Annotated in this window: 26 protein-coding genes and 1 pseudogene; 1 reads left to right on the forward strand and 26 read right to left on the reverse strand. The window is 69.8% G+C overall.

Features of this window, described 5'->3' with window-relative positions; genetic code table 11:
- Window positions 1–62 precede the first annotated feature (62 nt).
- Window positions 63–305, reverse strand: a pseudogene (locus KK483_RS26060) (IS5/IS1182 family transposase); the annotation flags it as partial.
- A 419-nt stretch (window positions 306–724) separates the two neighbouring features.
- On the opposite strand from KK483_RS26060, the gene KK483_RS26065 reads away from it, so the two are divergent.
- A complete protein-coding gene (locus tag KK483_RS26065; RefSeq protein WP_262007642.1) occupies window positions 725–1,264 on the forward strand; it encodes a hypothetical protein in 540 nt (179 codons plus the stop codon).
- A 228-nt stretch (window positions 1,265–1,492) separates the two neighbouring features.
- On the opposite strand, the gene KK483_RS26070 is transcribed toward KK483_RS26065, so the two are convergent.
- The 25 genes from KK483_RS26070 to KK483_RS26190 form a co-directional block, all read right to left on the reverse strand.
- Window positions 1,493–2,041, reverse strand: a complete 549-nt coding sequence (locus KK483_RS26070; protein ID WP_262007643.1) for an NUDIX hydrolase — start codon at window positions 2,039–2,041, stop codon at window positions 1,493–1,495.
- Between the two features lie 13 nt (window positions 2,042–2,054).
- Window positions 2,055–3,176: an adenosylhomocysteinase gene (locus tag KK483_RS26075; RefSeq protein WP_262007644.1), complete on the reverse strand. Its 1,122-nt coding sequence runs from the start codon at window positions 3,174–3,176 to the stop codon at window positions 2,055–2,057.
- A 92-nt stretch (window positions 3,177–3,268) separates the two neighbouring features.
- Entirely contained in the window at window positions 3,269–3,787 is a 519-nt protein-coding gene (locus KK483_RS26080) for a hypothetical protein (RefSeq protein WP_262007645.1), read from the reverse strand.
- Window positions 3,784–4,224, reverse strand: coding sequence for a hypothetical protein (locus tag KK483_RS26085; protein WP_262007646.1), 441 nt, complete (start codon window positions 4,222–4,224; stop codon window positions 3,784–3,786). The genes KK483_RS26080 and KK483_RS26085 overlap by 4 nt, the downstream gene beginning before the upstream one ends.
- A 55-nt stretch (window positions 4,225–4,279) precedes the next feature.
- Window positions 4,280–5,509, reverse strand: coding sequence for a helix-turn-helix domain-containing protein (locus KK483_RS26090; RefSeq protein ID WP_262007647.1), 1,230 nt, complete (start codon window positions 5,507–5,509; stop codon window positions 4,280–4,282).
- A gap of 209 nt (window positions 5,510–5,718) precedes the next feature.
- Window positions 5,719–6,042 carry a hypothetical protein gene (locus tag KK483_RS26095; protein ID WP_262007648.1) on the reverse strand — a complete coding sequence of 108 codons (324 nt, stop codon included), beginning with the start codon at window positions 6,040–6,042 and terminating at the stop codon, window positions 5,719–5,721.
- A complete protein-coding gene (locus KK483_RS26100; RefSeq protein ID WP_262007649.1) occupies window positions 6,039–6,272 on the reverse strand; it encodes a hypothetical protein in 234 nt (77 codons plus the stop codon). Before KK483_RS26100 ends, KK483_RS26095 begins: the two co-directional genes overlap by 4 nt.
- Before the next feature lie 28 nt (window positions 6,273–6,300).
- Window positions 6,301–7,221, reverse strand: coding sequence for an N-acetylmuramoyl-L-alanine amidase (locus KK483_RS26105; protein ID WP_262007650.1), 921 nt, complete (start codon window positions 7,219–7,221; stop codon window positions 6,301–6,303).
- A 69-nt stretch (window positions 7,222–7,290) separates the two neighbouring features.
- Window positions 7,291–8,826, reverse strand: a complete 1,536-nt coding sequence (locus tag KK483_RS26110; protein WP_262007651.1) for a collagen-like protein — start codon at window positions 8,824–8,826, stop codon at window positions 7,291–7,293.
- Window positions 8,827–8,839: 13 nt separating this feature from the next.
- Window positions 8,840–9,568, reverse strand: coding sequence for a hypothetical protein (locus KK483_RS26115; RefSeq protein ID WP_262007652.1), 729 nt, complete (start codon window positions 9,566–9,568; stop codon window positions 8,840–8,842).
- Complete coding sequence (locus KK483_RS26120; RefSeq protein ID WP_399014940.1) at window positions 9,569–10,669, reverse strand: hypothetical protein; 1,101 nt, start codon at window positions 10,667–10,669, stop codon at window positions 9,569–9,571. It abuts the gene before it with no gap.
- Window positions 10,670–10,679: 10 nt separating this feature from the next.
- Complete coding sequence (locus tag KK483_RS26125) at window positions 10,680–11,681, reverse strand: hypothetical protein (RefSeq protein WP_262007654.1); 1,002 nt, start codon at window positions 11,679–11,681, stop codon at window positions 10,680–10,682.
- Between the two features lie 13 nt (window positions 11,682–11,694).
- A complete protein-coding gene (locus tag KK483_RS26130) occupies window positions 11,695–12,615 on the reverse strand; it encodes a phage tail family protein (RefSeq protein ID WP_262007655.1) in 921 nt (306 codons plus the stop codon).
- A 4-nt stretch (window positions 12,616–12,619) separates the two neighbouring features.
- Complete coding sequence (locus KK483_RS26135; protein ID WP_262007656.1) at window positions 12,620–14,788, reverse strand: hypothetical protein; 2,169 nt, start codon at window positions 14,786–14,788, stop codon at window positions 12,620–12,622.
- A gap of 245 nt (window positions 14,789–15,033) precedes the next feature.
- Window positions 15,034–15,495 carry a hypothetical protein gene (locus KK483_RS26140; RefSeq protein WP_262007657.1) on the reverse strand — a complete coding sequence of 154 codons (462 nt, stop codon included), beginning with the start codon at window positions 15,493–15,495 and terminating at the stop codon, window positions 15,034–15,036.
- Complete coding sequence (locus KK483_RS26145) at window positions 15,492–15,956, reverse strand: phage tail tube protein (RefSeq protein ID WP_262007658.1); 465 nt, start codon at window positions 15,954–15,956, stop codon at window positions 15,492–15,494. The genes KK483_RS26140 and KK483_RS26145 overlap by 4 nt, the downstream gene beginning before the upstream one ends.
- An 11-nt stretch (window positions 15,957–15,967) precedes the next feature.
- Complete coding sequence (locus KK483_RS26150) at window positions 15,968–16,381, reverse strand: minor capsid protein (protein WP_262007659.1); 414 nt, start codon at window positions 16,379–16,381, stop codon at window positions 15,968–15,970.
- Window positions 16,374–16,724, reverse strand: coding sequence for a hypothetical protein (locus KK483_RS26155; RefSeq protein ID WP_262007660.1), 351 nt, complete (start codon window positions 16,722–16,724; stop codon window positions 16,374–16,376). Before KK483_RS26155 ends, KK483_RS26150 begins: the two co-directional genes overlap by 8 nt.
- Entirely contained in the window at window positions 16,721–17,041 is a 321-nt protein-coding gene (locus KK483_RS26160) for a hypothetical protein (RefSeq protein ID WP_262007661.1), read from the reverse strand. The genes KK483_RS26155 and KK483_RS26160 overlap by 4 nt, the downstream gene beginning before the upstream one ends.
- Window positions 17,038–17,427, reverse strand: coding sequence for a hypothetical protein (locus KK483_RS26165; protein WP_262007662.1), 390 nt, complete (start codon window positions 17,425–17,427; stop codon window positions 17,038–17,040). The genes KK483_RS26160 and KK483_RS26165 overlap by 4 nt, the downstream gene beginning before the upstream one ends.
- Window positions 17,428–17,430: 3 nt before the next feature.
- On the reverse strand, window positions 17,431–17,577 hold the full coding sequence (locus KK483_RS26170) for a hypothetical protein (RefSeq protein WP_262007663.1): 147 nt from the start codon (window positions 17,575–17,577) through the stop codon (window positions 17,431–17,433).
- Window positions 17,574–18,431 (reverse strand): N4-gp56 family major capsid protein, encoded by an 858-nt coding sequence (locus tag KK483_RS26175; protein ID WP_262007664.1) that lies wholly within the window; start codon window positions 18,429–18,431, stop codon window positions 17,574–17,576. The genes KK483_RS26170 and KK483_RS26175 overlap by 4 nt, the downstream gene beginning before the upstream one ends.
- Before the next feature lie 12 nt (window positions 18,432–18,443).
- Window positions 18,444–19,130 carry a hypothetical protein gene (locus KK483_RS26180; RefSeq protein ID WP_262007665.1) on the reverse strand — a complete coding sequence of 229 codons (687 nt, stop codon included), beginning with the start codon at window positions 19,128–19,130 and terminating at the stop codon, window positions 18,444–18,446.
- A gap of 91 nt (window positions 19,131–19,221) precedes the next feature.
- Complete coding sequence (locus KK483_RS26185; RefSeq protein ID WP_262007666.1) at window positions 19,222–19,377, reverse strand: Rmf/CrpP fold protein; 156 nt, start codon at window positions 19,375–19,377, stop codon at window positions 19,222–19,224.
- Between the two features lie 13 nt (window positions 19,378–19,390).
- Window positions 19,391–21,346 carry a phage minor capsid protein gene (locus KK483_RS26190; protein ID WP_262007667.1) on the reverse strand — a complete coding sequence of 652 codons (1,956 nt, stop codon included), beginning with the start codon at window positions 21,344–21,346 and terminating at the stop codon, window positions 19,391–19,393.
- Window positions 21,347–21,348 lie beyond the last annotated feature (2 nt).

Genomic DNA, 21,348 nt, shown 5'->3' on the forward strand with positions numbered 1-21,348 from the left:
AAGCTTGGCGGCCCCAGTCCCTGTCTGAGGACTTGGGGCTGCCATAGTCGTGCCGCCCCACTGGGCATCATGGCGACGGCTGGCTGTGGGTGGAGTGTGACACCCCGAACGGCAGCCAGCTGGCGCAGGGTGAGGTTCGTCCGTCAGTACGCGGCGACCAGCAGCACGCGGTCCTCCAGCGGCAGGCGCCACGGCCGACCCTTGCGCACCGGGTCGGCACTCTCACGCCGCAACGCGGTGATCGGCTTGCTGAACTGACTTGGGCTCAGCCTGGTGAGCGGGGCTATCCAGGACGGCTCCGACATCGTGATCACACCAGACCCAGCAAGATCATCTCACCTGTGACCAGCACTTACGGGACAGCCTTTACCTCCTGGCTCGGTCCAAAACAACTGGATCGTTTACATCATTCCTTCGGGTAGGGATTGGTTCGGGCTGTGCCATAGAAGGCGCGGTTTTATCTTCCGCGTACGGGCGGTATTCAACACGTTCACGGGGTAGCCGTTGGATGGCTTATTGCCAACCGGCCTTTCTGGCCTGACTGTTGGAAAGTGCCGACTGAAACAGTCGGCGCGCACATTTCGCGAGTCCTACACGTAGGCCATTGCCCTGTCGCACCCGCCGGGGGGCAACAGGTCCGTACACATCCACCGCACCACGACGTCCCTCCGGCCCGCCGGTGTCCCTGGTAGGAGTAGGCGGATCGGAGGCGAAGGGAATCATCATGCAATTTGCCCGCTCCCGATCAGTCCGTGGACCGGCCGCAGCACTGGCTGTCCTCACCCTCGGTGCCGCGCTGGTCGCCGCGCCGTCGGCCTCCGCCCAGCCCCAGGTCCACGTCTGCAGCCTGAACGAGTTCGAGATGCGCATTGACAGCGACGGCAACGCCACCGGTAGCGCTTCGGGGTCGTGCCAGACGCCGCTGCAGTCCGACATCCGCAGAGCCACGGTCGAAATGGAAGGCACCGGCTCCTCCACCGCCTTGACCGCCACCAGCAACACCCACGATACGTGGACCTTCTGGGACGGCAATAACAACCCCGTGGCCACCGTCGTGGCCGACGAACGACGCGATTACACCGGACCCAACGGCACGGTCCTCGAAACCGGCTCCGCTGGCCTCCTGAGCGGCGAACCATTCACCGGCTGCACTGAAGCAGAAGTCGGCACTGCCACCCGCAGCGCAGCCAACAACGCGATCACCATCCAGAGGATCGACAATGTGGTCCCTAACCTCGATGTGGGATTCAACTGCGAGGAGTAGAGGGTCGGAGTGTTTCGGAGTGGGATCCGGCATCAACGCTCACGGGCAAGAGGAACTTTCGGAGATCACAGCACGTGTAAGACAGGTGGGCCGGAACGGCCGCTAGTGCGACTCCCTCGCGGCCCTGTAGGGCGCTTTTGCGGCCTGCTAGTAGCCTGGGGGCCGCGGAGTACGCCGACGGCCCCGGAGCCCCTCTGGGGGGGCGGGGCCGTCTTCGTGCAGGGGGTCCTACATACGGGCGGCGGCCATCACGCGGGAGCGCAGCGGCTCGGCCGTCAGCATGTCGGCGAACTGCCACGAATATGCCGTGACCTCTTCCTCTTGCAGCTCGACCATGTCGGCCGTGGTGCGGAACAGGTACCGGAAGTCGAAGTGCATGTGTTCCGGCTCGCCCTTGACATCGTTGGCCGGGATGGCGTGCACGTCGACGTGAAGGGGCAGGCCGCTGTCGGGCTCGACCTGGTCGGGGCTGATGCCCGTCTCTTCAGCCAGCTCACGCAGGGCTGCATCGACAAGGGTTGAGTCGCTCTCCTCGACGTGGCCACCGGGCAGCAACCACTTACGCAGGGCCCTGTGTTCGATGGTCAGCACGCGCCCGTCGGGGCGGAGCAGGGCGGCCCCGGCGGTGACGTGTCCGCGGAACTCCTTGCGCGAGGCGATCGTGTCGCCGGCCTGGTCGAGGGTCGCGACGAGTGCGGACAGGCTGTCCTTTTCGTCGAGGTGCTCGGCGAGGTAGGCGTCGACGGTCTCGCGCACATGCTGTGCCGTGATCGGCATGGGGTCCTGTCTCCTAGCGGTTGAAGTAGTTGAGCCACGTTGCCGCGATGGTCTTCCGCTCGGCGGCGTCCACCTCGTGCATACCGCGTCCGAGGTCGCCGCGGGTGAGCATCCGGATTCCGGCGAGTATCTCGGCCTGCACGAGGAAGATGAACGGTCCCACGCTGGCGCCGTGCAGGAAGTTGACGGCGTTGCCGCGGTTGAGCAGGTAGAAGTAGTGGCCGGTCGTCGCGTAGCGGGTGACGTGCTCGCCGTTGGGCGTGCGCTGATAGACGTCGGGCAGGCCGGCGAGGTCGAGTTCGTCTTCGCTGCTGGTGACCGTGGCCACGTAGGCGCCGTTCCGCAGCGTGGCGAAGTCCTCGCCGCGGAGAGACACGGCCCCGGTGGCGCACAGGACCAGGCCGGCGCCGTGCAGGGCGACGTCGCGGTCGCGGGCCACTGTGAAGCCCTGCGAGAGTGCCTGTGTGCGCCGTACGGGGTCGACGTCGTGCACGGTGACCTGTACGCCCTTTGCGTGCAGCAGGCGGGCGATGCTGGACCCGAGCTTTCCGAATCCGATCACGAGTGCGGGACGCCCGTGCAGGATGTCGCCGCGGCTGCGCATGAGTGCCTCGGTGGAGAACACGACCGACTGCCCAACGAGGAAATCCTCGGGGTCTTTGAGCGGGGAGCGCGCGACGGAGACGACGGGGCAGGGCAGTTTGTCGTGGTCGGCGTAGCGCTTGTGCCCGTTCTCCGTGTCCTCGACGACGCCCAGGATGCGGCCGGAGAACTGATCGCAGATGGCGTCGAGCGAGGGGGCGAAGTAGCCGCCCACGTCGAGCAGCACGACGGCCTCGCCGGCGGCGCGTGACTCGATGTACTCGACGGCGGTGTCGGGGTCCTCGAACATCTCCCGCGACAGGGTTTCGCACGGGGTTGTCTTCTCGACCGCGCGGCGGGCCGCGGCGTCGATGGACTTCGGCTTGGGCAGGACGGCCCGCAGGCTGCTGGTCTTGCCCACGGCCCCTACGAACGAGGGGCGTTCGGGCAGAAGGTGCGTGATCAGGAAGGATGACGGCCGCTCGGCCGGGGCGAACTGGTCGGCGATGCGCGCGAAATACGAGTCGAGGCGGGCGCGCTCGAACTGCTCCATGGACTCACTTCCCTTGGTTGGGGCGGTGGTTCTGGACAGGTGGTGCACCGCCCCCGCACCCGGGGGAGCCGTCGTCGACGCGGGGGCGGGGTTCATCGGCCGAAGCGCCACCGGCGCGGCTTGCGATGACGTCCCGCCCCCGCCGGGGCATAGGGGGAACACCCGGCGGGAGCGGGGGACTGTAACGGCCTGCTGCGGGTTGGCAGGGCGTAGGTGCGCACGGAGTATCGGGCGTCGTAGTCCGTGACATTGAGCAGGTAGGTGTGACCGGAGGCGAGGACGCGCAGGGCGTGCTCGTATCGCTCGTCGCTGCTGGCCCATGCGAGCAGGTCGTCGTCGGGCCGCGGGCAGTCGGGGCCCGCGGCAACGAGCAGGACCGACTCAAGGTGCGGCGTGTTCGGCTCTGGGGCGAGCAGGCGGGCGAGGCGCTGCGCCTCGGCGCGCATCCATCGTGCGGCGAGGCGGGGGGACGCGGCCCGGTAGTACGCGAGGATGACCTCGCGGGAGCCGCTCAGGTCGTAGGCCGTCACCTCACAGCGGAAGGCGACGGCGGCGTGCCTGAGCGGGCGCGCGGGGACTGGCGGGCGGTACGTCAAGACGCCGGCGCTCACCGCCCGTGCTCCTGGGCCTTCTCCCGGCGCTTGATGAGCTGTTCGAATTGCACGTGATACAGCTCGACTTGCGCCGGAGTGAGGATGAGCACCGACTCGGAGGTGCCCCCGTCCTCATGGTGGACCGTGACCCGTAGCGCGGCCTGATGCGCCCGGTGGTCGTAGATCACATCCCGCTTTTGCGGGGTTACGTGGGTGATCGGTACGACCACCGGGCGCAGCGTGGTTCCGTCGGCTCTCGCGCGCCAGTCACCCCCGCCTCCGGGCAAGCGCAGGTGGTACGACTTCGCGCTGTCGCTCGGCAGGTCGACCACGACCCCGATCTGCCCGCCCTTGGCGAGGTCGAGGGCGAGGTCGCCAAGTCGCGGGTGAAACGGGGTGCCTGCGCCTAACTCGACGCCACGTGTGGGGAGTTGCTTCGAGGTCTGTTCGGCCATACCCCGAAGCTAGGAGCGAGCTACAGGCCCAATATGAACCGGAGGAATATCACCCTCATCCGTCGAGGTGAAAGCGGTCTGACATGCGGCGCAGCTTCTCGCGGGTGGCTGCTCGTTCGGCGTAGACGATGCTGCGCAGGGTTGACCGGGCGATCGGGTGGTTGCGGATGAGCTGCGGCGCGATGCGCTCAGCTGTTTCCAGTTCCTTCAACGCCTTGTCGCGGTTTCCGTCCCACAGCCACGCCCGGGCGAGGTCCATGTGATGGTGCCCTTGCCGGGAGTTGGGGAGTGCGGCGACCAGGCCCCGCGGCGTGCGTCGGTTTATGGACAGCGCCTTGCGCTGCTCGCGCATCTCCAGTGCGACGCTGATTGCGTGGATCTGGACGTTGCCGGGTGAGAACGTGAGTGAATGCCGGTCGTAGATCGGGGGGCCGGCGTACTCGCCCAACCGGTCGGCGGCTGCCTTTGCGTGTCCGATGCGGTCCTCGGCCTCTGCCGTGCGATTGCCCCGTGCCGCGGACACGGCCGCGCGGAGCTGGAGAGATCCCCACGCGCGCACGGCGAGCGGCTCGCCCTGTTCGTATTCCTGTTGGACGCTGGCGATGGCCCGATCTGAAAGGGCGACAGCGTCCGCCCAATCCGCGGTTGCCCACATGTCCCAGACACGCATCCAGTCAGCCACGGCCGGCATGACGGAGTCGCCAGACAGGCGGGCCGACCAGGCAGCCCGTTCACAGGACATGGCGACCAACTCGGGATGTCCGAGTGCGTGCGCGGCGGTATGCGCAAACTTGCAGCACACGGCGTAGATGGTGAACGCTTCCTCGCGCTCGTGGCCGGTGGACACCTCGGCGAGGGCGCGGGCTTCTCGGAACAGGTCGGGAAGTACCTGCATGATCGCCACGTTCGCCGCGGTGTCTCGCAGGCGGTGAAGTCGGGTTGTCTCCCGCCAAAGTTGACCCGACGGCCGGGGGGTGCCCTCAAAGACTGGGGCGAGGTCGTACCGGCGCAGTTCGCGCAGGATGGACGACGCGGCTACTTGCCATTGGTTCTCGTCCGGCGAGCTGTTGTACGGACGGCCGATCAGGTCGTTGGGGTGTACGTGCAGCTCGGCGGCAACCTGGTTGAGCAGGCCGACGCGGTCGAGCTCGATCAGGCCGTTTTCCATCTTCGACACCCACCCCTGAGACTTTCCCAGGGCGACGGCGAGGTCTGCCTGCGGCATTCCGAGACGGAGCCGTGCGCGACGGACGCGGCGGCCGATCTCCTCGGCTTCTTCCAACATCAGCGTGCCCCCCTTGCGGCGAGGGGCCGGCGGCTTGCAAGCGTTCGGCGAGGCATCCGTGCTCCATCCGTCGGACTCATACTCATGACGGTACAGAGCGCACACGGTGCGTGTGGAGGGCTACAGGTCGGGAAGTGCGCGGAAACGACAAGGGCGCCCCTGCCCCGGCACATGGCCGGGTACGGGGGCGCGGTGCTGCTCGGGGCGAGCTACTTGTCAACGATGCGGCGGGTGCGGGCGTCGACGCGGTCGACGGCGTCGCGCAGGCTGGCCCCGCTGTTCGGGTGCAGTTCGTGCTCGACGGCGGCGAGGCGGTCCTCGATGGCGCCGAGTCGTTGCATGACGCCCGGCCGGTCCGGTACACCAGGGCGGCCGGGTACGCCTTGCCAGTCGTCGGCCACCTGGCCGAGCCGCTCGGCGAGGTGCCGCGCTCCTCGGCTTGCCCGGTAGAGCAGGCCGAGGGCGCCCCCGACGGCGACGACGACGCCGGACCAGACGACGGTGAGGTCGACGCCCGGGATTCCTGTGGTCACGAGCGCGGCGCCTCCTCGTCGACCAGGCCCAGGCCGACACGGTCGAGCAGGGCCTCGACACTCGGCAGGGCCATGACGCGGGCGAGGCCACCTGCGACGGCGAGGGCGCCGGCGACCCACGGAAGGGATGCCGGGATGCCGGACGCGTCGACGATGGCGGGCAGGGCGAGGGCGAGACCGACGGCGCCCTGAATCAGGGTCCGTGCGGTGCGCTTGGTGGCGGGGCTCATGGGGTGGTGTCTCCTGTTCGTGAGGGGGTCAGTTGCCGTAGGCGAGGCGGTGCAGGTACGCCCAGCCCTTCGCGCCGATAGCGGGGTCGTAGGACTTTCCGGCGCTGCGGTAGGACGGGTGGGCGTTGTGGAAGCGGGCGACGCTGGCCTGCGTGATCGGTCCGTAGTTGTCCGACTCGGTGACGCTCTTGGGCATGTAGCCGGTGGCCTTGAGGGCGTGCTGCAACGTCTTGGCCGAGGGCTTTGCCTTGTTCGGGGCGAGGCCGGCCGGGAACGCGGGCGGGGTGTACGGCTTCGGCTTGCTCGGGGTCGAGGGCTTGCTCGGCGTCTTCTGGTCGAGCAGCTCGGCGACGCGGGCCCGGATCTTGGCCATGGTGAGCGCGGGCCCGCCCTTCTTGCCGATGGGGCCGCGCGGGTCGATCTTGCCGGGCTGCCACTCGCTGTGTCCGATGACGGACTCGGCGCCCCACCCGTGCGCGCGGCAGATTCCGGCGGCGGCCCGGGCGATGGCCTCGACCTGTGCGTCGGGCCACGGGTCGATGTTGTCGCCCAGGTTGATGCACTCGAACCCGTAGAAGCGGCTGTTCCCGTCGGTGTTGGCCTCATTGTCGGCGGGCAGGGTGCGCTCGGCGATGACGGCGGCGAGCACGTCGTCGTCGCCGAGTCCGGCGTGATTGGCGCGGCCGTATCCGACCAGGTGCACGGTGCCGGCCTTGTCGATCACGCCGTGACACAGCGGGCCGGGGAGGGTGCTGTACCCGTCGCGGCAGATGGCGACCGAGTGCGCGGTGCCCTCGGTCACGGTGTGGTGGATCATGACGCCGTGCATGGGACCCCATGCGCCGTGTCCGGCGCGGTTGTGGGTGCGCCATGATCCGACTTCGACGACGTCGAGCTGCTCGCCCCGCAGGGCGGCGAGGAACGCGGACGCGCTGAGCGGTGTTGCCATGGGTGGGTGTCTCCAGACATGAAAAAACGCCCTCGGCGGCTGCCGGGGCGTGCGGTTGAAGGAGTGGGGCTAGACCATGGCGAGGGCCATGATTGCCGGGTCGAGGCCAACCTCGCCGGTGGCCTGGTTGACCGTGGCCGGTAGCGAGGTCTGCGTGTTGAGGCACCAGGCGCGCTGAAATGCCGTGCCGAGGAAGAAGTTCGCGGGTGCGCTCGGCGACTCGTTCTGAATGTGCATGTAGTAGAAATCCGTGGCGCTTCCGGCGGACAGCAGGAAGGCGGCCCAGTAGCGGCCTGGGGCGAGTGCCGCCGTGGCGGTAAGCGGAATGGGCACGGCGCCGATGTGGTTGTCTGCGGCGCCCGGGGCGGTCCCGGTGATCTGGCCGGCGGCGGGGAGACTGGACACCAGGCCGGATGTTGCGACCCGTGTTCCCGACTCGTTGTAGATGCCGGCGTAGAAGCGGGCCGCGGGGATGGCGGTGGAGCCGGTCCACCCTCGCGCGAAGATCACCACCCGGTTTACCTGGGTGCTCTCCGTGATGTTGATGCCGCTCATGTAGATGCGCTGGACTACCGCGGCTTTGGTCGTGGTCGGGTTGCTGACGTGCGCGGGGTCGCACGACCAGGCCGCGAATCCGAGGGCCTGCGGGGTCCACGTGTTCCGCGGGACGACGGTGGGGAGCTGCGCGACGGGGATACGGGTGGACGCGTCGAGGGACGCGACGCCGTTTGCGGTTCCCCGGGTGGTCGTCGCGAGGGCGCCCACCTGCGCGGCGGAGTGGGTGTGGTCGGACGGTGAGGCGCCCACGTCGGCCGCGGCGAGGACGACGTCGCCCGTCTTGGTGTTGACGGAGGTCACGGCGCCCCCGCCGGACGATGTCGGGAGCTGTGCGGCGGGAACTTTTCCGGACGCGTCGAGCTGCGCCACGCCCCCGGCGGCCCCGGCCGCGGTCGAGGGGATCGCCCCGACGTCGGCCGCGGCGAGGACGACGTCGGGCGCCGACTTTCCGTTGACGGACTGCACGACGCCGGGCGCCCCGTCGGTCCCGTTCGTGCCCGGTGTTCCGGGGTCACCCTTGGGGCCTGTGGCGCCGGCCGGTCCGGTGGCGCCGGTTGCTCCCGGGGCCCCGGTGGCGCCGGTTGCCCCGGGGGCGCCCTGTGGGCCGACCAGGGATGCGAGCCATTGCTGCACCGTGCCGGCGAATCCCTGCTCGACGGCTACCTCGTACGCGCTGTCGCCCCTTACCGAAACGTAATTGGGCTTGCCCGGGTCCGTCGGTGCGATGTCGGCGAGGTCGACGGCGGGACGTTCGGCCGGTAGCAGGATGGCGTACGAACGGTTCGAGGCGACGCCGGCGAGCTGCTCGGTTACGACGTACGCCCATCCGTCCGGGTCCATGCCAGGGGCGTCGGTGGCGGGGACGGTGACGGAGATTGCGCCCGTGGCGTCGAGTTGCGCGACGACGGGGCCGCCGAGGATCACATCGGAGTCGGGGAACGTCAGGACGGCCGGGGCTCGGAAGGTGACGGAGCCGGTAAGCGGGGTGCCGTCGGGGGTGAGATACCGACCGGTCACGGTCACGGTGGGGATGGACTCGGGCAGCACTATGCGGGTTCTCCTAATTGGCTTCGTCGGCGGTGATGGTGTTGACGCCCCAGATGCCGCGGACACGTAGGGAGCAGGTGCCGGTACCGGCGGTGCGGTGGGCCCACATGACGACCGAGACGTCGCGGCCGTACGGGAAGTCGGCGGCAGGGAGCGTGATGCGATCGTTGACGTCCTTGACCGTGGCCGAACTGGTTAGGGTCCAGGTCGGCCCGTACTGAACGTTTCCGATCTTCATAACGACCTGCGCGGCCGTGCCCGATGGGCCGGCGAGTTGCAGATTGACGCGCAGGACCTTGTGTTGCGTGAGCATCTGCCCGGAGTACAGGGCGACTTCGGCATCGTTGGTGAAGTTGATGAATGGGGCGCAGGGGATCGGAACCCATGGCCGGCCGAGGTAGTCGTCGGCGTATCCGTCGTCCATCACAATCACTTGGCCTGTACGGGAGAACGTCCGCACCATCTGTCCGCCGGTGTTGATGTCGTCGCCGACGGTCAGTGCCGCGGAACCGTCTTCCCGGGCCATGCCGACGGCCCAATCGCCCTCGGGGGTCTGGCCGGTCATGAAGATGCGGTTGCCGTTGGGGGCCTGCGCGATGATCTGTCCGCCCTCGCCGATGACGATGTCGCCGTGAAGAATCTTGGTCAGGGCTGGCCGTATCTGAGCGCGGCCGGACAGCTCGCGCACCTGCCGTTCGAGACTTCGGATGCGGTCGAGGATGTCCTGCGGGATTGCTGCCATCTATGCGGCCTCCAAGTACAGGCGGGCGGACTCGGGCCGGCCGCGTTCGGGCGGGTTGATGGACATGCCGACGACGCGGTACCGAGCGTCGAGCTGCTCGGGGTGCCACAGGTCCCGTACGCGCAGGCGCACACTCGCGCCGAGCAGCGCGGGCGAGACCGGGGCGCGGGACATGTCGACGGTCACCTCGGGCACGACCGTGCCGGCCCGGGCGGCGGCGAGGTCCGCTGATGCGTGCGCGTTGAGCGTGGTCTGCTTCTCGACGGTTGAGTAATCGCTGCTGCCGTCAAGGCGGGGCCATCCGTCGGCGATGTCCTGATCGGCGACGAGCAGGTCGGACATGATCGGGACACTGTCTGCGGCCTGGTTGCTGTTGTCGGTGGCGCCCCTGGACTGCCACGCGTTCGCGCGCTTCGTGGCGTCGACAGGCCACGTGTATGAGACGACCGGGCCCGGGTGGTCGAGGACGATGTCGCTCGTACCGGTGCGGATGGTCGGGGTGCCGAGCTGGAGCCGTTTCACACGGCGCCCGTCGGCGTCCCGGAACGACGCGATGCGCCATTCGAAACCGCCCGCGACGGCGCCGAGCTGGTCGAGCAGGTCCCGGACGAGGGGCAGGTCGAATCGGCTGTATGTGCGGTCGCGGGTGATGCCAGATGTTTCGGTGCCGTACTCGATGCCGATGTCGCCGCCGGGGGTGGCCTGGACGTAGTCGAGCAGGCCGCGGGCGATGTCGTACTGATCGACGCCGGCCGCGGTGAACGTGTCGTACAGCATCCGGTGCGAGAGGTAGGTGTCCCAGGTTCCGGCCTGGATCTGGACGCTGAGGAATCCGCGGGCGTCGGACTGTACGGCCGCGGTCCACAGGATGCCGCCCCACCACACGTCGAGCCCGCGTTCGAGCCATACGGCTGTGCGGCCGGGCACGATGGCGGCGCGGGCCCGCGCGGCTATCGACGCGTTCGGGATCGGCACCGTGCCGGACATGGCGCCCGGCTTGCCGATGTAGTCGTCGAGGGCGAGCTGCTGCACGGGCAGGGCGTCGATTACCTGATCGGTGCGCAGGTCGCACAGCAGCAGCCGGTACGAGGGGGAGAGCACGTTCACCTCCTCATAGGACGTAGGCGGCCGAGATCCGGATGTTCCGGCCGCTCTGGATGGTTCCGGCGGGTGACCACGTGCGCAGGGTTACGGTGCCGTTGGTGCCGATGCGTGCGCCTCCGTCGCCGTATCCGTCGGATGCCGCGCCCTCGACGTCGTACGCGGGGCGCCACCCGGCGGGGATGGTGGCGACGAGCTGATCGGCGATGTTTCCGCCGGCTGGTGACGTGATTGTGGTACCGGTGCGGGTCACCTCGACGACGAACGAGCAGGCGCCCCCGGCGCGGCGGGCTGCGAACTGCGTCACGCCGTATCCCGTCGAGGCAACGGCGCCGGCGGTGGTCGTCTCGATGTTGAGCGGGGGCCGGTAGGTCTCCCACTTTGCCGTTGTGGCGTTCCACCGTTCGAGGACGCCCCCGACGTCGCGGTACTGCCCGTCGTAGGCGCCGGTGAAGTTGGTTCCCCATCCGCGCGGGATGATCCCGCCGTAAGCAGCGGTGTAGCGGCGCCGGTCGGCGAGGGCGGACGCCCAGTTGATACCGCCGGTACCTGCGGATGCCCCGGCCGGGACGGTGATGGACCACAGGCGCAGGGTCGACGGGGGCAGGGTCGGCTCGACAGGGGACGGCGCCGGGTCGCCGGTGAGCAGTTCGACGGCGACAGCGGTCTGCCCCTCGGCGTCGAACAGGCCGTCGTACACGCGCAGCACGAGGGAGTCGACGCGCGGGTTTTGGGCGTCTCCGTCGGTGACGGTGAGCGTTTCGGGGGCGGTTACGGCAATTGGATAGGCACCCTGTGCGCTCGTGCCCTGCACCAGGGCGCGGCCGACGCCGAGCTGAACCTGCATGGGGCCGGCACCGGTCGCCAATAGCGGGGAGCCGCCGGCGACCACTCCGTCGCGGGTGGTCAGTTCGCCCTCGGGTACGAAGGTGCCGAGGGGAGCGAGGCGGGTGTCAGCGCGGCTCTGCCCGTTCGGGGGTCCGGTGAGCAGCCACGCGGCGCGCACAGTCAAGGCGGCGCCCTCCTTACCAGTAGGCCGAGCGCCACCGGACGGCGACGGACGCGGCGGGGTCGGATGATCCGGGCGCGGCCCGGTACGCCATGTCGGCAGTTCCGGGCCACAGGGCCCAGGACTGCTCGGGGACGCTGCGGGCGGTCGCGGTGTAGAGACGCGACGTCGTGCCGTTGAGCGTCACGGTTCCGGCGCCGGTGTCGACGGCGAGCAGGTCGTCGGCAGCGAGATCGAGGTCGTATTCGAGGACGTCGCCCGTGGCAAGGTTGGTCAGGCTCGGCAAGGACACCGGACCGCGGAACTCGACGACGGGATGCGCGGGGGCGGTGCCGTCATTACGGGCGGTCAAGGTGCCGGTGCTGCCCGGCGGGCCGAAGTCGAGGCCGGACTCGCCGTTGAAGTCGAGGCCGGCGTCGAGGCCGCCCTCGGCGGTGTTCCAGTCGAGGCCGGGCTCGGCGGTAGGCAGGCCAGCCCGGGCGGTGCGTTCAAGCAGCTCGTACCGGCGAGGGTCGCTCGCGGTGAGCTGCACGGCGGCCCCGGTGATGGTGCCGAGGGTGTACCCGCGCTCGACGGGGATTGCCCGGGCTGTCGCCCGGACCCACGCGAGCAAGGGCCCGCGCTCGTCGAGCTGCACGACGAACGGCACCTCGCCATCGATGACGGACGTTGCGGCGCCAAGCTGCTGCACGACGGCCCCGATTTCACCGCGGCGGGCCCGGATCAGGATCCCGTCGAGGGTGATGACGCGCGGCTGTGCAAGCAGCCGGCCCAGGATTGCGCCGTGCGCGTCGGCCCGGTTGACGCTCCCGGAGTCGAGGCCGGGCAGATCTTCCCACCCGGACAGGGAGCGCCACCGGTAGGGGGTGCCGCGGCCGAGCAGCAGCTCGCCGAGCTGCACATGCCCGAGGGCGGTCACCTGGTCGCCGATCGCCACAGCGTCACCCCCTTGCCTTCATGCGCCATTCGAGGGCCGCTGCGTTTTCCTCAGGGGTCTGGTCTCCGCCGTGCCAGTGCTCGATATGGACCGAGGCGCCGCGGGGGGCGCCTGTGCCGAACAGCGCGCCGCCTGCCCCGTACGCGCCGACGGCGGGCTGTGCCATGGCGGGCGCGGCGGGCGGGGTGACGAGTCGGCGCATGGTGCGGTCGACCGCGCTCTGCCCGCTCTCGATTCCGCGCACGAGTCCGGCGGGAATCCAGCGGCCGACGTCCTTCGCCATGACCCGCGAGGGCGAGGCGATGCCAAGTGCCTTCGCGATCGAGCCGGGGATCATGTTCTTGGCCCAGCCGATGAGCTTGTCTTTGATCCACGAGCCCATCGATTTGATGCCGGACCACAGCCCGCGGACGATGTCCCTGCCCTTGTCGAGCAGGAGATTTCCAAGATTGCCAACAGCGCCGGCGAGGCGGCCGGGCAGTCCGCGCAGCCAGTCGACGGCGGCGAGCGCGAGCTGAATCTGTCCGTCGCGGAAGCGGCGGAATGCGGCTGTCGCGGTGTTCCACAGCTTTGAGCCGAGACTCGCCAGTGCGCCAACGATGCGGCCCGGCAGCGCGGCAACCCATGAGACAGCGGATGCGCCGAGGTCGCGCACGGCGGACCACGCAGCACCGAAAGCGGCTGTGATCTTGTCCCAGTATCTGACGATCAGCCCGACCGCAATGCCGATCGGGCCAGTCAAGATCGCAAGCAGCATCGGCCAGTTGGCCTTGACGAAGTCGATCACCCAACCGACGGCCGACACGATCCCCTCAAACGCTGCCTTGAGCAGCTCCCAGGCCGCCGATGCTGCGGTCTGGATGCCGGACCACGCAGCCTGCACGATCTGCCGGAAGGTCTCCGACTTCTGGTAAGCGAGGACGACGCCAGCGACAAGCAGCGCGATCAACCCGACAACGAGCAGGATCGGGTTCGCGACCATGACCGCGTTCCACGCTGCTTGCGTCGCGGCCCACGCACGGGTGGCGGTCGCGCTGATCGTCTGCGCGAGCGTCCACGCCTTGACCGCGATCGTTACGACGGTGATCACGGTCGCCAGTACCGACAGGACCGGGGTTGGTACGGCGCTGATCACCTGCGCAAACGCGTTGATCAGTAGGGCGGTGGTGCCGAGCAGCGGGGCGAGTGCGACGAGCAGGTTTGCGACGGCGCCGCCGAGGTTGCCGAGGGTCTGCGCGCCGGTGCGGGCGAAGTCGAGGAACGCCTCGAAGCCGGAGGAGTCGCGTAGCCCTTGTCCGAACGCGGCGAACTTCGCTGTCAGGTCGGCGAGTCCGCCCGACATGCCGGTCGAGACCGGCATGAACGCCGAGAGGATGCCGGCGAATCCGACCGCGATGTTCTTGAGGATGGCAAGGAAGTTCGCGAGGTTCGGCCCGGCGGCCTCGCCCATGTCGGCGGCGAACCGCTTGAACGGGGCCGACTCGATGCCGGCGCGTACCTCGTCGAGGAACGAACCGAACGCGGCTGCTGCGCCCTTGACGAACGGGGTCAGGGTCGGCAACAGGTCGCGCAGTAGCTCGATGCCCTTGGTGAAAACGGGCATGGTGGTGGAACTCAGGGAGTCCGACCACTGCTTGACGTCCTCTTTGAGGCCGATGAACGACCGCGCGGTATCGCGCGTTGCCGGCGGCATCTCGGCGAGAGCGTCCTTGTACGCCTTCTGCGCTGCGGCGGCTTCCTCGCCGCCCTTCGCGGCGGCCTCTTGCGCTGCGGTGTAGAGCTCGTAAGCGCCGGTGACCTCTTCGAGCTGCGGTCCGGCGGCCAGCGTGAACGCCTTGACCGCGGCCAGTGCCGAGGCTGCTGCGGCGGCGAGTCCGCCGACTGCGACGCCGACAGCGGCGACGGCGGGCAGACCTATGCCGATCCCGGCAACGGCCTTTCCGAGCAGCGCGAGGCGGCCGGATGCTTGATCGGCGCCGTCGCCGACGCCCTCGCCGAGTGAGGCGCCCATCTGCGCGGCCTCGGTGACGAACCGGCCGCGCAGATCGCGCAGCCGGCCATCGGTGCCGCGCTGCAAGTCGCGCAGCGCGGCCTCGGTCGACTGGACGCCGCGCCGGGCGCCGGAATCGTCGAGGTCGATAAAGCCTGTGAGTTCACCGATCGTGATGGCCAAGGAGAGATCACCCCCTTGGCGCTACTCAGTTATTCAGTGATCAATGGGCACTCCGGTGAGTCGTGCGATCTCGGTCGGGTCGGTCACGGCGCGGGGGGTGCGCTGCCACAGGCGGGCGAACGCAGACTCGGCGGGCAGGCCGCAGAGCAGGACAAGGAACCGTCTGGTCGACAGGCGGGCGAGCTGCCCGGCGTCGAGGTGGTACTCGCGGGCGAGATCGGACTCGATCGCCGACCAATGCCGGATTACCGCTTGCCAGAGGTCGCCGGCTTCTTCCCCTTGCTCTTGGCCCGGCGCTCCGCCCGGTTGCCCGGTGCTTTTCCCGCCGCTCCGCCCTCGCGCTCGTCGTACAGGCGCGCCGCCTCGGCCATGGAAACCGCGCCAGGGCGGCGGCAGTTGGCGGTCGACCACACCAGGACGACGCCGAGCTGCCGGTCGGTCATGCCGCGGGCGGCCCACTCGTCGAGCGCGTCCGGACCGAACAATGAGGCGAGCATCTTGCGAATGTCGTCGGGATCGGCCGAGTCCTTGAGCCGCTCCATTTGCAGCGTGAACAGCAGTGGAAGCGACGTCGGCAGCACGTACTCACGGCCGTACAGCTTGAGCGGGACGCCCGTGCGCTGCTCGGCCTGCTCGGTGAAAAAGGCGTCGAAGTCGGCGACGTCGACGAGCTGCTCGTCGACCTGGCCGAGGTTCTGCTCGCTCACGCGGTCACCACCATCGTGGTAGCCGTGCCGCACTTGGTGACGGTGCAGCTCCAACTCGTCTTGTCGTTGTTGCCTCCGCCCTGCTCGCCCGGGGTCACGGTGGCATCCCACACAACCCACACGGTCTGCGTCTCATGGCGCCACCGAATACGGTTACGGGAGTCGATACCAAGACGCTGCGCCCAATCGTGGTCGATGTACGCCTGCCCTGGGTCCTGCGCTTTGGTGGTCTTGTCGATGCGGTACTGCCCCTCGACGGCCAGCGTGGCGCCGCGCTGCATCACGTCTTGCTCGTACTGTCCGTCGCTCTCAAACGCGGTCGTCTCGACCGTTTCCTCGTTCTCGGCGGGGTTGTGCGTGAAGCTGGTTATGCCGGCGATCGGCAGCCAAGCGTCGGGCTCGGATTCGACGTCCTCGACCTCGAACAGCCAGCCGCGGGCATCAATAGGGCGTGAAGCCACGGGGATACTCCTTACGGAACGGTGGGGGCCGACACATCGAGATCGAAACTCACGACATGCTCGTGCCAGCCGGACGAATCAGGGCCCAGAGGGGCGGGGGTGCCGCGGGCCGCGGCGAGGATGAGCCACGTACCGTCGGGCAACTCGACCCCGGCGAGGCCATGTAGGGCCCGATACAGGGCCGTACAGCGGCGGCGCGATACCCGCGGGTCGGCGTTGCCGCGCACGCGCACCTGTAGGCGGAGGCTTTCGGCGTCATCCCGCGCAACCGGCGCCGGCCCGCCGTAGAGGGCGAGGGACACGGCGAGATCCGGCGCCGGGGGCATGGCTTCGACGAACGTGTCGCCCGTGCGGCCGGTCGGGTCGTAGGTGAGCAGGCCGCGGTCGTCGAGCCATCGGGCAATGCCGTCGAGCAGGTCAACCACGGAGGGACCTCCGCACCTGCGCGGCGATGATCTCGCCGACGTTGCCGGCTTCCTCTGCCATCGGGCCTTCCAGGTACTTGGCGGTCCTGCCGGCGTCGTGGTGGTAGTCGAGCCGCTCATGCTGGGCGACTGCGTACGGGGTGTCGTAGGACACGGCCGCGGTCATGCTCTGCTCGTCAACGGTGGCGACGCCGGAACGTTCGAGCGTGGCTTCCTCGATCGGCACGCGGGCGCGGGAGCGTTCGAGGACGTACTCGGCGGCCAGTCGCAGGCCGCGTATGGCGCCGGCCCGGGTGCCGCGCAGGGCGGCGTCGCCATTCCAGCGCAGGCGAGCACGCTTCATTCGCACATCACCTCCGTGCAGGCCGGTACGGGCAGGCCGGGCGCGGTGTGCTCGGCGGTCGACAGAGCGCTCGTTACGCGGCCGTTGGGCAGGGTCACGCGTGATCCAGGCGGGCAGTCGAGGCCGGGCGCGGTGATCACCTGCGCGGTGCTGACGACTTCGCGGCCGTCCGTTGCTCGTCGCACCTGCTTGGTGGCGGCGGCGACCAGGGCGCGGACGTGTGGAACGGGCGGCCCGTACTGCGGTCCGTATGCCGAGTCGCCTAGGTAGGGCTCGATAGTCACGCGGTGGCGCAGCAGGGCGTCGGGGACTCTCACCAAATCACCCCCGGGAGTAGGCCGGCACGCCGTAGAGCGCGGTGGGCGCGGGGGGCGAGGTCGACGCCGGACGCTGCGGGCGGGCCCGACTTGCGCCCGGACAGGCTGACGGGGCCGATGGATACGGAGTCCCACGCCCCCGCGGCGCCGGTGCCGTCGTCGCCCGTGGCGAGTTGCCATTCGATCTGTGCGCATGTGGCATCGCGCAGGGCCTCGACGACGGGCTGCTCGGTCGGGTCTCCGTCGTCGTCGACGGCATAGCAGGCGGTGAGCAGGGCGGCGTCGACGTCCTCACTCGCGCGGGCGAGCAGCCGCTCGACGCCCTCGGGCGCCGGGGCCCCGGTGTACGCGGCGAGTTGCTCGGGGGTGGCGTAGACGCGGCCCATGGTTCACCCCTTGTCGGCCTTCTTGGCCTTGCTCGGGGCAGCAGAACGTCCCGCCGGCTTGGCCTGCGGTGCGTTGTCGGGCTGCTCGTCGGCGGCCTTCTCGGGTGACTCGTCGGCGTCCGGCGGCCGGTGGTACCGGCGCAGGATCACGCGGCGGCTCCCTTCGTCTTGAGCACGACCACGCCCTCGTCGTCGAGTCGGTGCGTCGCATAGTGCACGTTCGTGGTGACGACCGTGGTGCGCGCGAGGATGTCCCGGTCCGTCTCGACCAGGGGGCGCCGCTTGTAGAGCAGGCCGAGGGAGCCGCGCCGAATCAACAGGGCGTTGTACGTGGTGTCGGCCCCGGTCCCGGCCGTGGTGACACGGTCCGAGACGTAGATGTTCACGCCTCCCACCTGGCCGATCACGCCGCGGGGGATGACCGCGCCGGGGCCGAGCTTGTCGGCGCTGATGAAGTTCGGGTCACGCAGCAGGGCGGCGCGCTGCACGGAGTGGATGACTAGGCCGGCCATGTTCTCCGGGTCCCACTCGTCGCCGAACTTCTCGATGCCGGACACCATGACGTCCCACGACAGGGCGGCCGTCGAGGCGTCCACGGTGATCACGCCGGGAGCCTCGGCCGCGGCGGTCAGGTCCTTGTCGATCTTTCGCGCGATAAGTACGCCGAGCTGCCGCTGCGTCTCCGCGTACGGGTCGCCGAACGCGACAAGGCGGGCCTTGTCGGTGATTTCGACGGCCTTACCGGCCTCCTTAATGGTGGCCGAGTTGCCCGGGTCGGTGCCGAGCTGCTCGGGGCTCATTGGCGTGCCCTCGGTCAAGTCTTCCGCCTCGCCAAGTGCCGACCACTTGGGGAAGTTGACGGAGTCGCCGGGCTTGCCTTCGAGGGTGTTGTCGTCCGTGGCGAGCGTGCCCAGGATGAGCGCGCCCTTGAACTTCGCCTGCACCATGTCGGCCCAGACGTCGGGCACGATCATCTGTGCCGCCGTGGTCTTTCCTGCGGGCATCGAATGCCCTCCTTACTCGTTGGCGGCCGACAGCCGCGCGTACAGATCGGGGTCGGACTGGTGGAGCGCGACGCGCTCGCCGTAGGACATGCGGGCGAACTGCTCGGTGGTCGGCGCCGGAGTGCCGCCGGGGGTGAAGTCGGCGCCGCCCTTGGCAGGGCCGGCCGGGGCGGTGCCCTCGGCGCGCAGGTGCGGGGCGGCCTCGACTGCGGACGCGATGACGGCGGCGAGGTTGTCGCCGAACTTCGCGTCGTCGGGGTCGAGGGCGGCGAGCTGCTTCTCGACGGTGCGCGAGTCGAGCAGGCGGGCCGGGTCGGCGCCAGCGGCGTGCGCGGCCTGGTGCGCGGCAAGTTCGACGCGGAGCTGCCGCACTTCCGCCCGGGCGGCGTCGCGCTCGGTGGCGGCCTGCTCGGCGAGGCGGGCGGGGTCCTCTTCGGCGGCGGCCCCGTCCGGGTCGAGCACGCGGCGCAGGCCGGCGAGCAGCTCGTCGCGCTCGGTCTTGGCCTGCTGCGCGGTCTGCTCGGCAGCGCTCACGCGCTGCTCGGCGGCCGGGTCCGGCACGGCCGGGGCGGACGGTGCGGCGGGGGCCGGCTGCCCGGTCGGGGCGGGCGGCGTGGCGGGGGCCGCGGGGGTGTTCGGCGCCGTGCCCGGGTCGGTGGACGGTGCGGCCGGGGCGGCGGGGGTCTGGCTCTCGGGCATGGTTGTTCGGCCCTCCGTGACCGTGTGGGGACATGCGAAAGGGCCCACCAGACGGCGGGCCCTTGGGTGCGGTTGGTTGTGGTGCGGTGCGCTACTCGGCGGGCGAGACTTCTTGACCGTATCCGCGGAGCCACGCAGTACGCAGCAGCGTGCGCGGCGGGTGGGGGCAGTCGGTCATGGGCTGCTCGGCGCGGGCCGCGGCGCGGCCGGCGAGCAGTGCGCGGGTGAGTTCAACGCGGCTTCCCATGTCGCCCCCTCCGTCATCCGTCGTGCTTGCTTTGAGCATCCCACAACGCCTGTTGCGCTGCCCGGATGTCGCTCATGTTCTGGCCTGTGACCTCGGCGACGAACTGCTGCTGCGTCTTGCGCTCGTGCTTCCGCCAGAACGCTTTGAGTTCGTCCGACGCGTACGCGTAGGCGATGCGTGCGGGACCGGTAAACAGGCTTCCCGGGCCGATGCCCCGCGCCTGTCCGTGGCGGTTGAGTAGGTACCCGTTCGTCGCGTTCTCGGCGGCCTGGTACTGGAGCATGGCCCACTCGAAATACATCTCGCGGGCCTCCCGCCTGGTGACCTTGTGCACCGGTTCGTCGGCCGGTTCCTCGTCTGCGAGTTGGCGCGCGGCGGCGAGCAGTGCGTCGTCGGCGACGTCCGTGTACTGCTGCCACTCGGCCGGCGGCGCCCCCGGGGCGAGGGCGTCGTCGAGGGCGGCGGATGCGGCGAGGACGTCGGCGACGTCGTCGCCCATCGGCAGGGGGTAGTCGGGGATTGGCCCCGGGTACCGGCGGTCGAGTTCCTCGGCGATGCGCAGCAGCTCGTCGTCGGTGGCGTGCTGCTGTGCCCATGCGAGGACTTCGTCGCCCGTGGTGGACAGGTCGGCGAGCAGGTGCCCGTCGGGGAACACACGGGCCCGTAGGTCGGCGGCGTCCCGGCGGTCCGCCTCGGCCTCGATGCGGGCAACGTCGCGCTCGTCCAGGACTGCGGGGCGGGTGGCGAGGGCGAGCTGCTCGTCGGTCATCTCGTGCAGGGCCGCGTCGTCGCCGGCGCGCACGCGGGCGGCCTGCATGACGTCGTCGGCTGGGGCGGTGTACGCGCTCGGGAGGTTCGAGGCTCCGGGCTGCTCACGGTGGCGCAGGCGGCGCAGGTCGGGGTGTGCGGCGAGGTGGTCGCGCATGGCGCCTTGCCACTGGCGTACCTTGGCCTCGGCCGCGGGCTTGCCTTCAGGGGTGACGGCTGCGGCGGCGCGGCGCTTGTGCTTGCGGATGTGCCGCTCGATCTCGCGCTGTCGCTGTCCTGCTTCGTAGCCGGCTGGGTCGGGGGTGGCGTTCTCGATGCGGGTAAGGCCCGGGGTGTAACTGCTGACGCTGTGACGGCAGTTGGGGTGTTGCAGTCCGGCGCGGCGCGCTTCGTCGAGCGATCCGGCGACGTTCACCCGGATCATGCGTCCGTCGATGGTGGCGTGCTCGACCTCGACGGTACGGGGTCCGTCGGGGCCGTTGATGGACAACACCTTGCGCTCCCATGGCCGGCACAGCGGGCATTCGCGCGGGCTGTTGCTGACGACGACCAAGTCGACGCCGGCGGCGGCAAGGGTGGTCATGTGTGCCTCGGTCGCCGCTCGGGCAACGGACGTGCGCACGGCCATTTCGGCATACGACGTGAGTTGCCAACGGCGGCCGGCGCGGTCGCGGAACGCGGTAATGCCGCGGTCGGCAAACTGGCGCATAGCGTCCTGCGTGGCCTGCCTGCGCGTACCAGTGCCCAGTAGAGGGGTCGCGGTCACGCGGGCAACGATGTCCCGGACTCCGTCGAGCACTGCCCGCAGAATGCTGCGGTGCGTCGACGTGATGAGTTCGGCTGTCTCGGCGGCGAGGCGGTCGACGGCCTGTGTTCCGGGTGTCCGCTCGGCAACGGTGCGCCGGTCTTCGTCGGACAGTACGCCGAGTTCTTCGAGGGCGGACGTGCGTCCGGAGTCGTACGCCTCGGCGACGACTTGCCGCACCTCGTCGGATACCTGCCCTGCGAGGGTGCCGAGCAGCATGTCGGCGGCGCGGCGCAGGGGGCCGAGGGCGGCGAGCTTGGCGACGGCCCACCCGGGCGCCTCCAGTCCGGCGGCGAGCTGCTGCGCAACCAGGGCGAGCAGCCGCTGCTCGGCGTCGGCGTACAGGTCGGCGGTGTGCGCGGCGAGGTACTCGACCTGATCAGGGGATACGGGCACTG

The organism is Streptomyces sp. FIT100, from assembly GCF_024584805.1.
Taxonomy (GTDB): domain Bacteria; phylum Actinomycetota; class Actinomycetes; order Streptomycetales; family Streptomycetaceae; genus Streptomyces.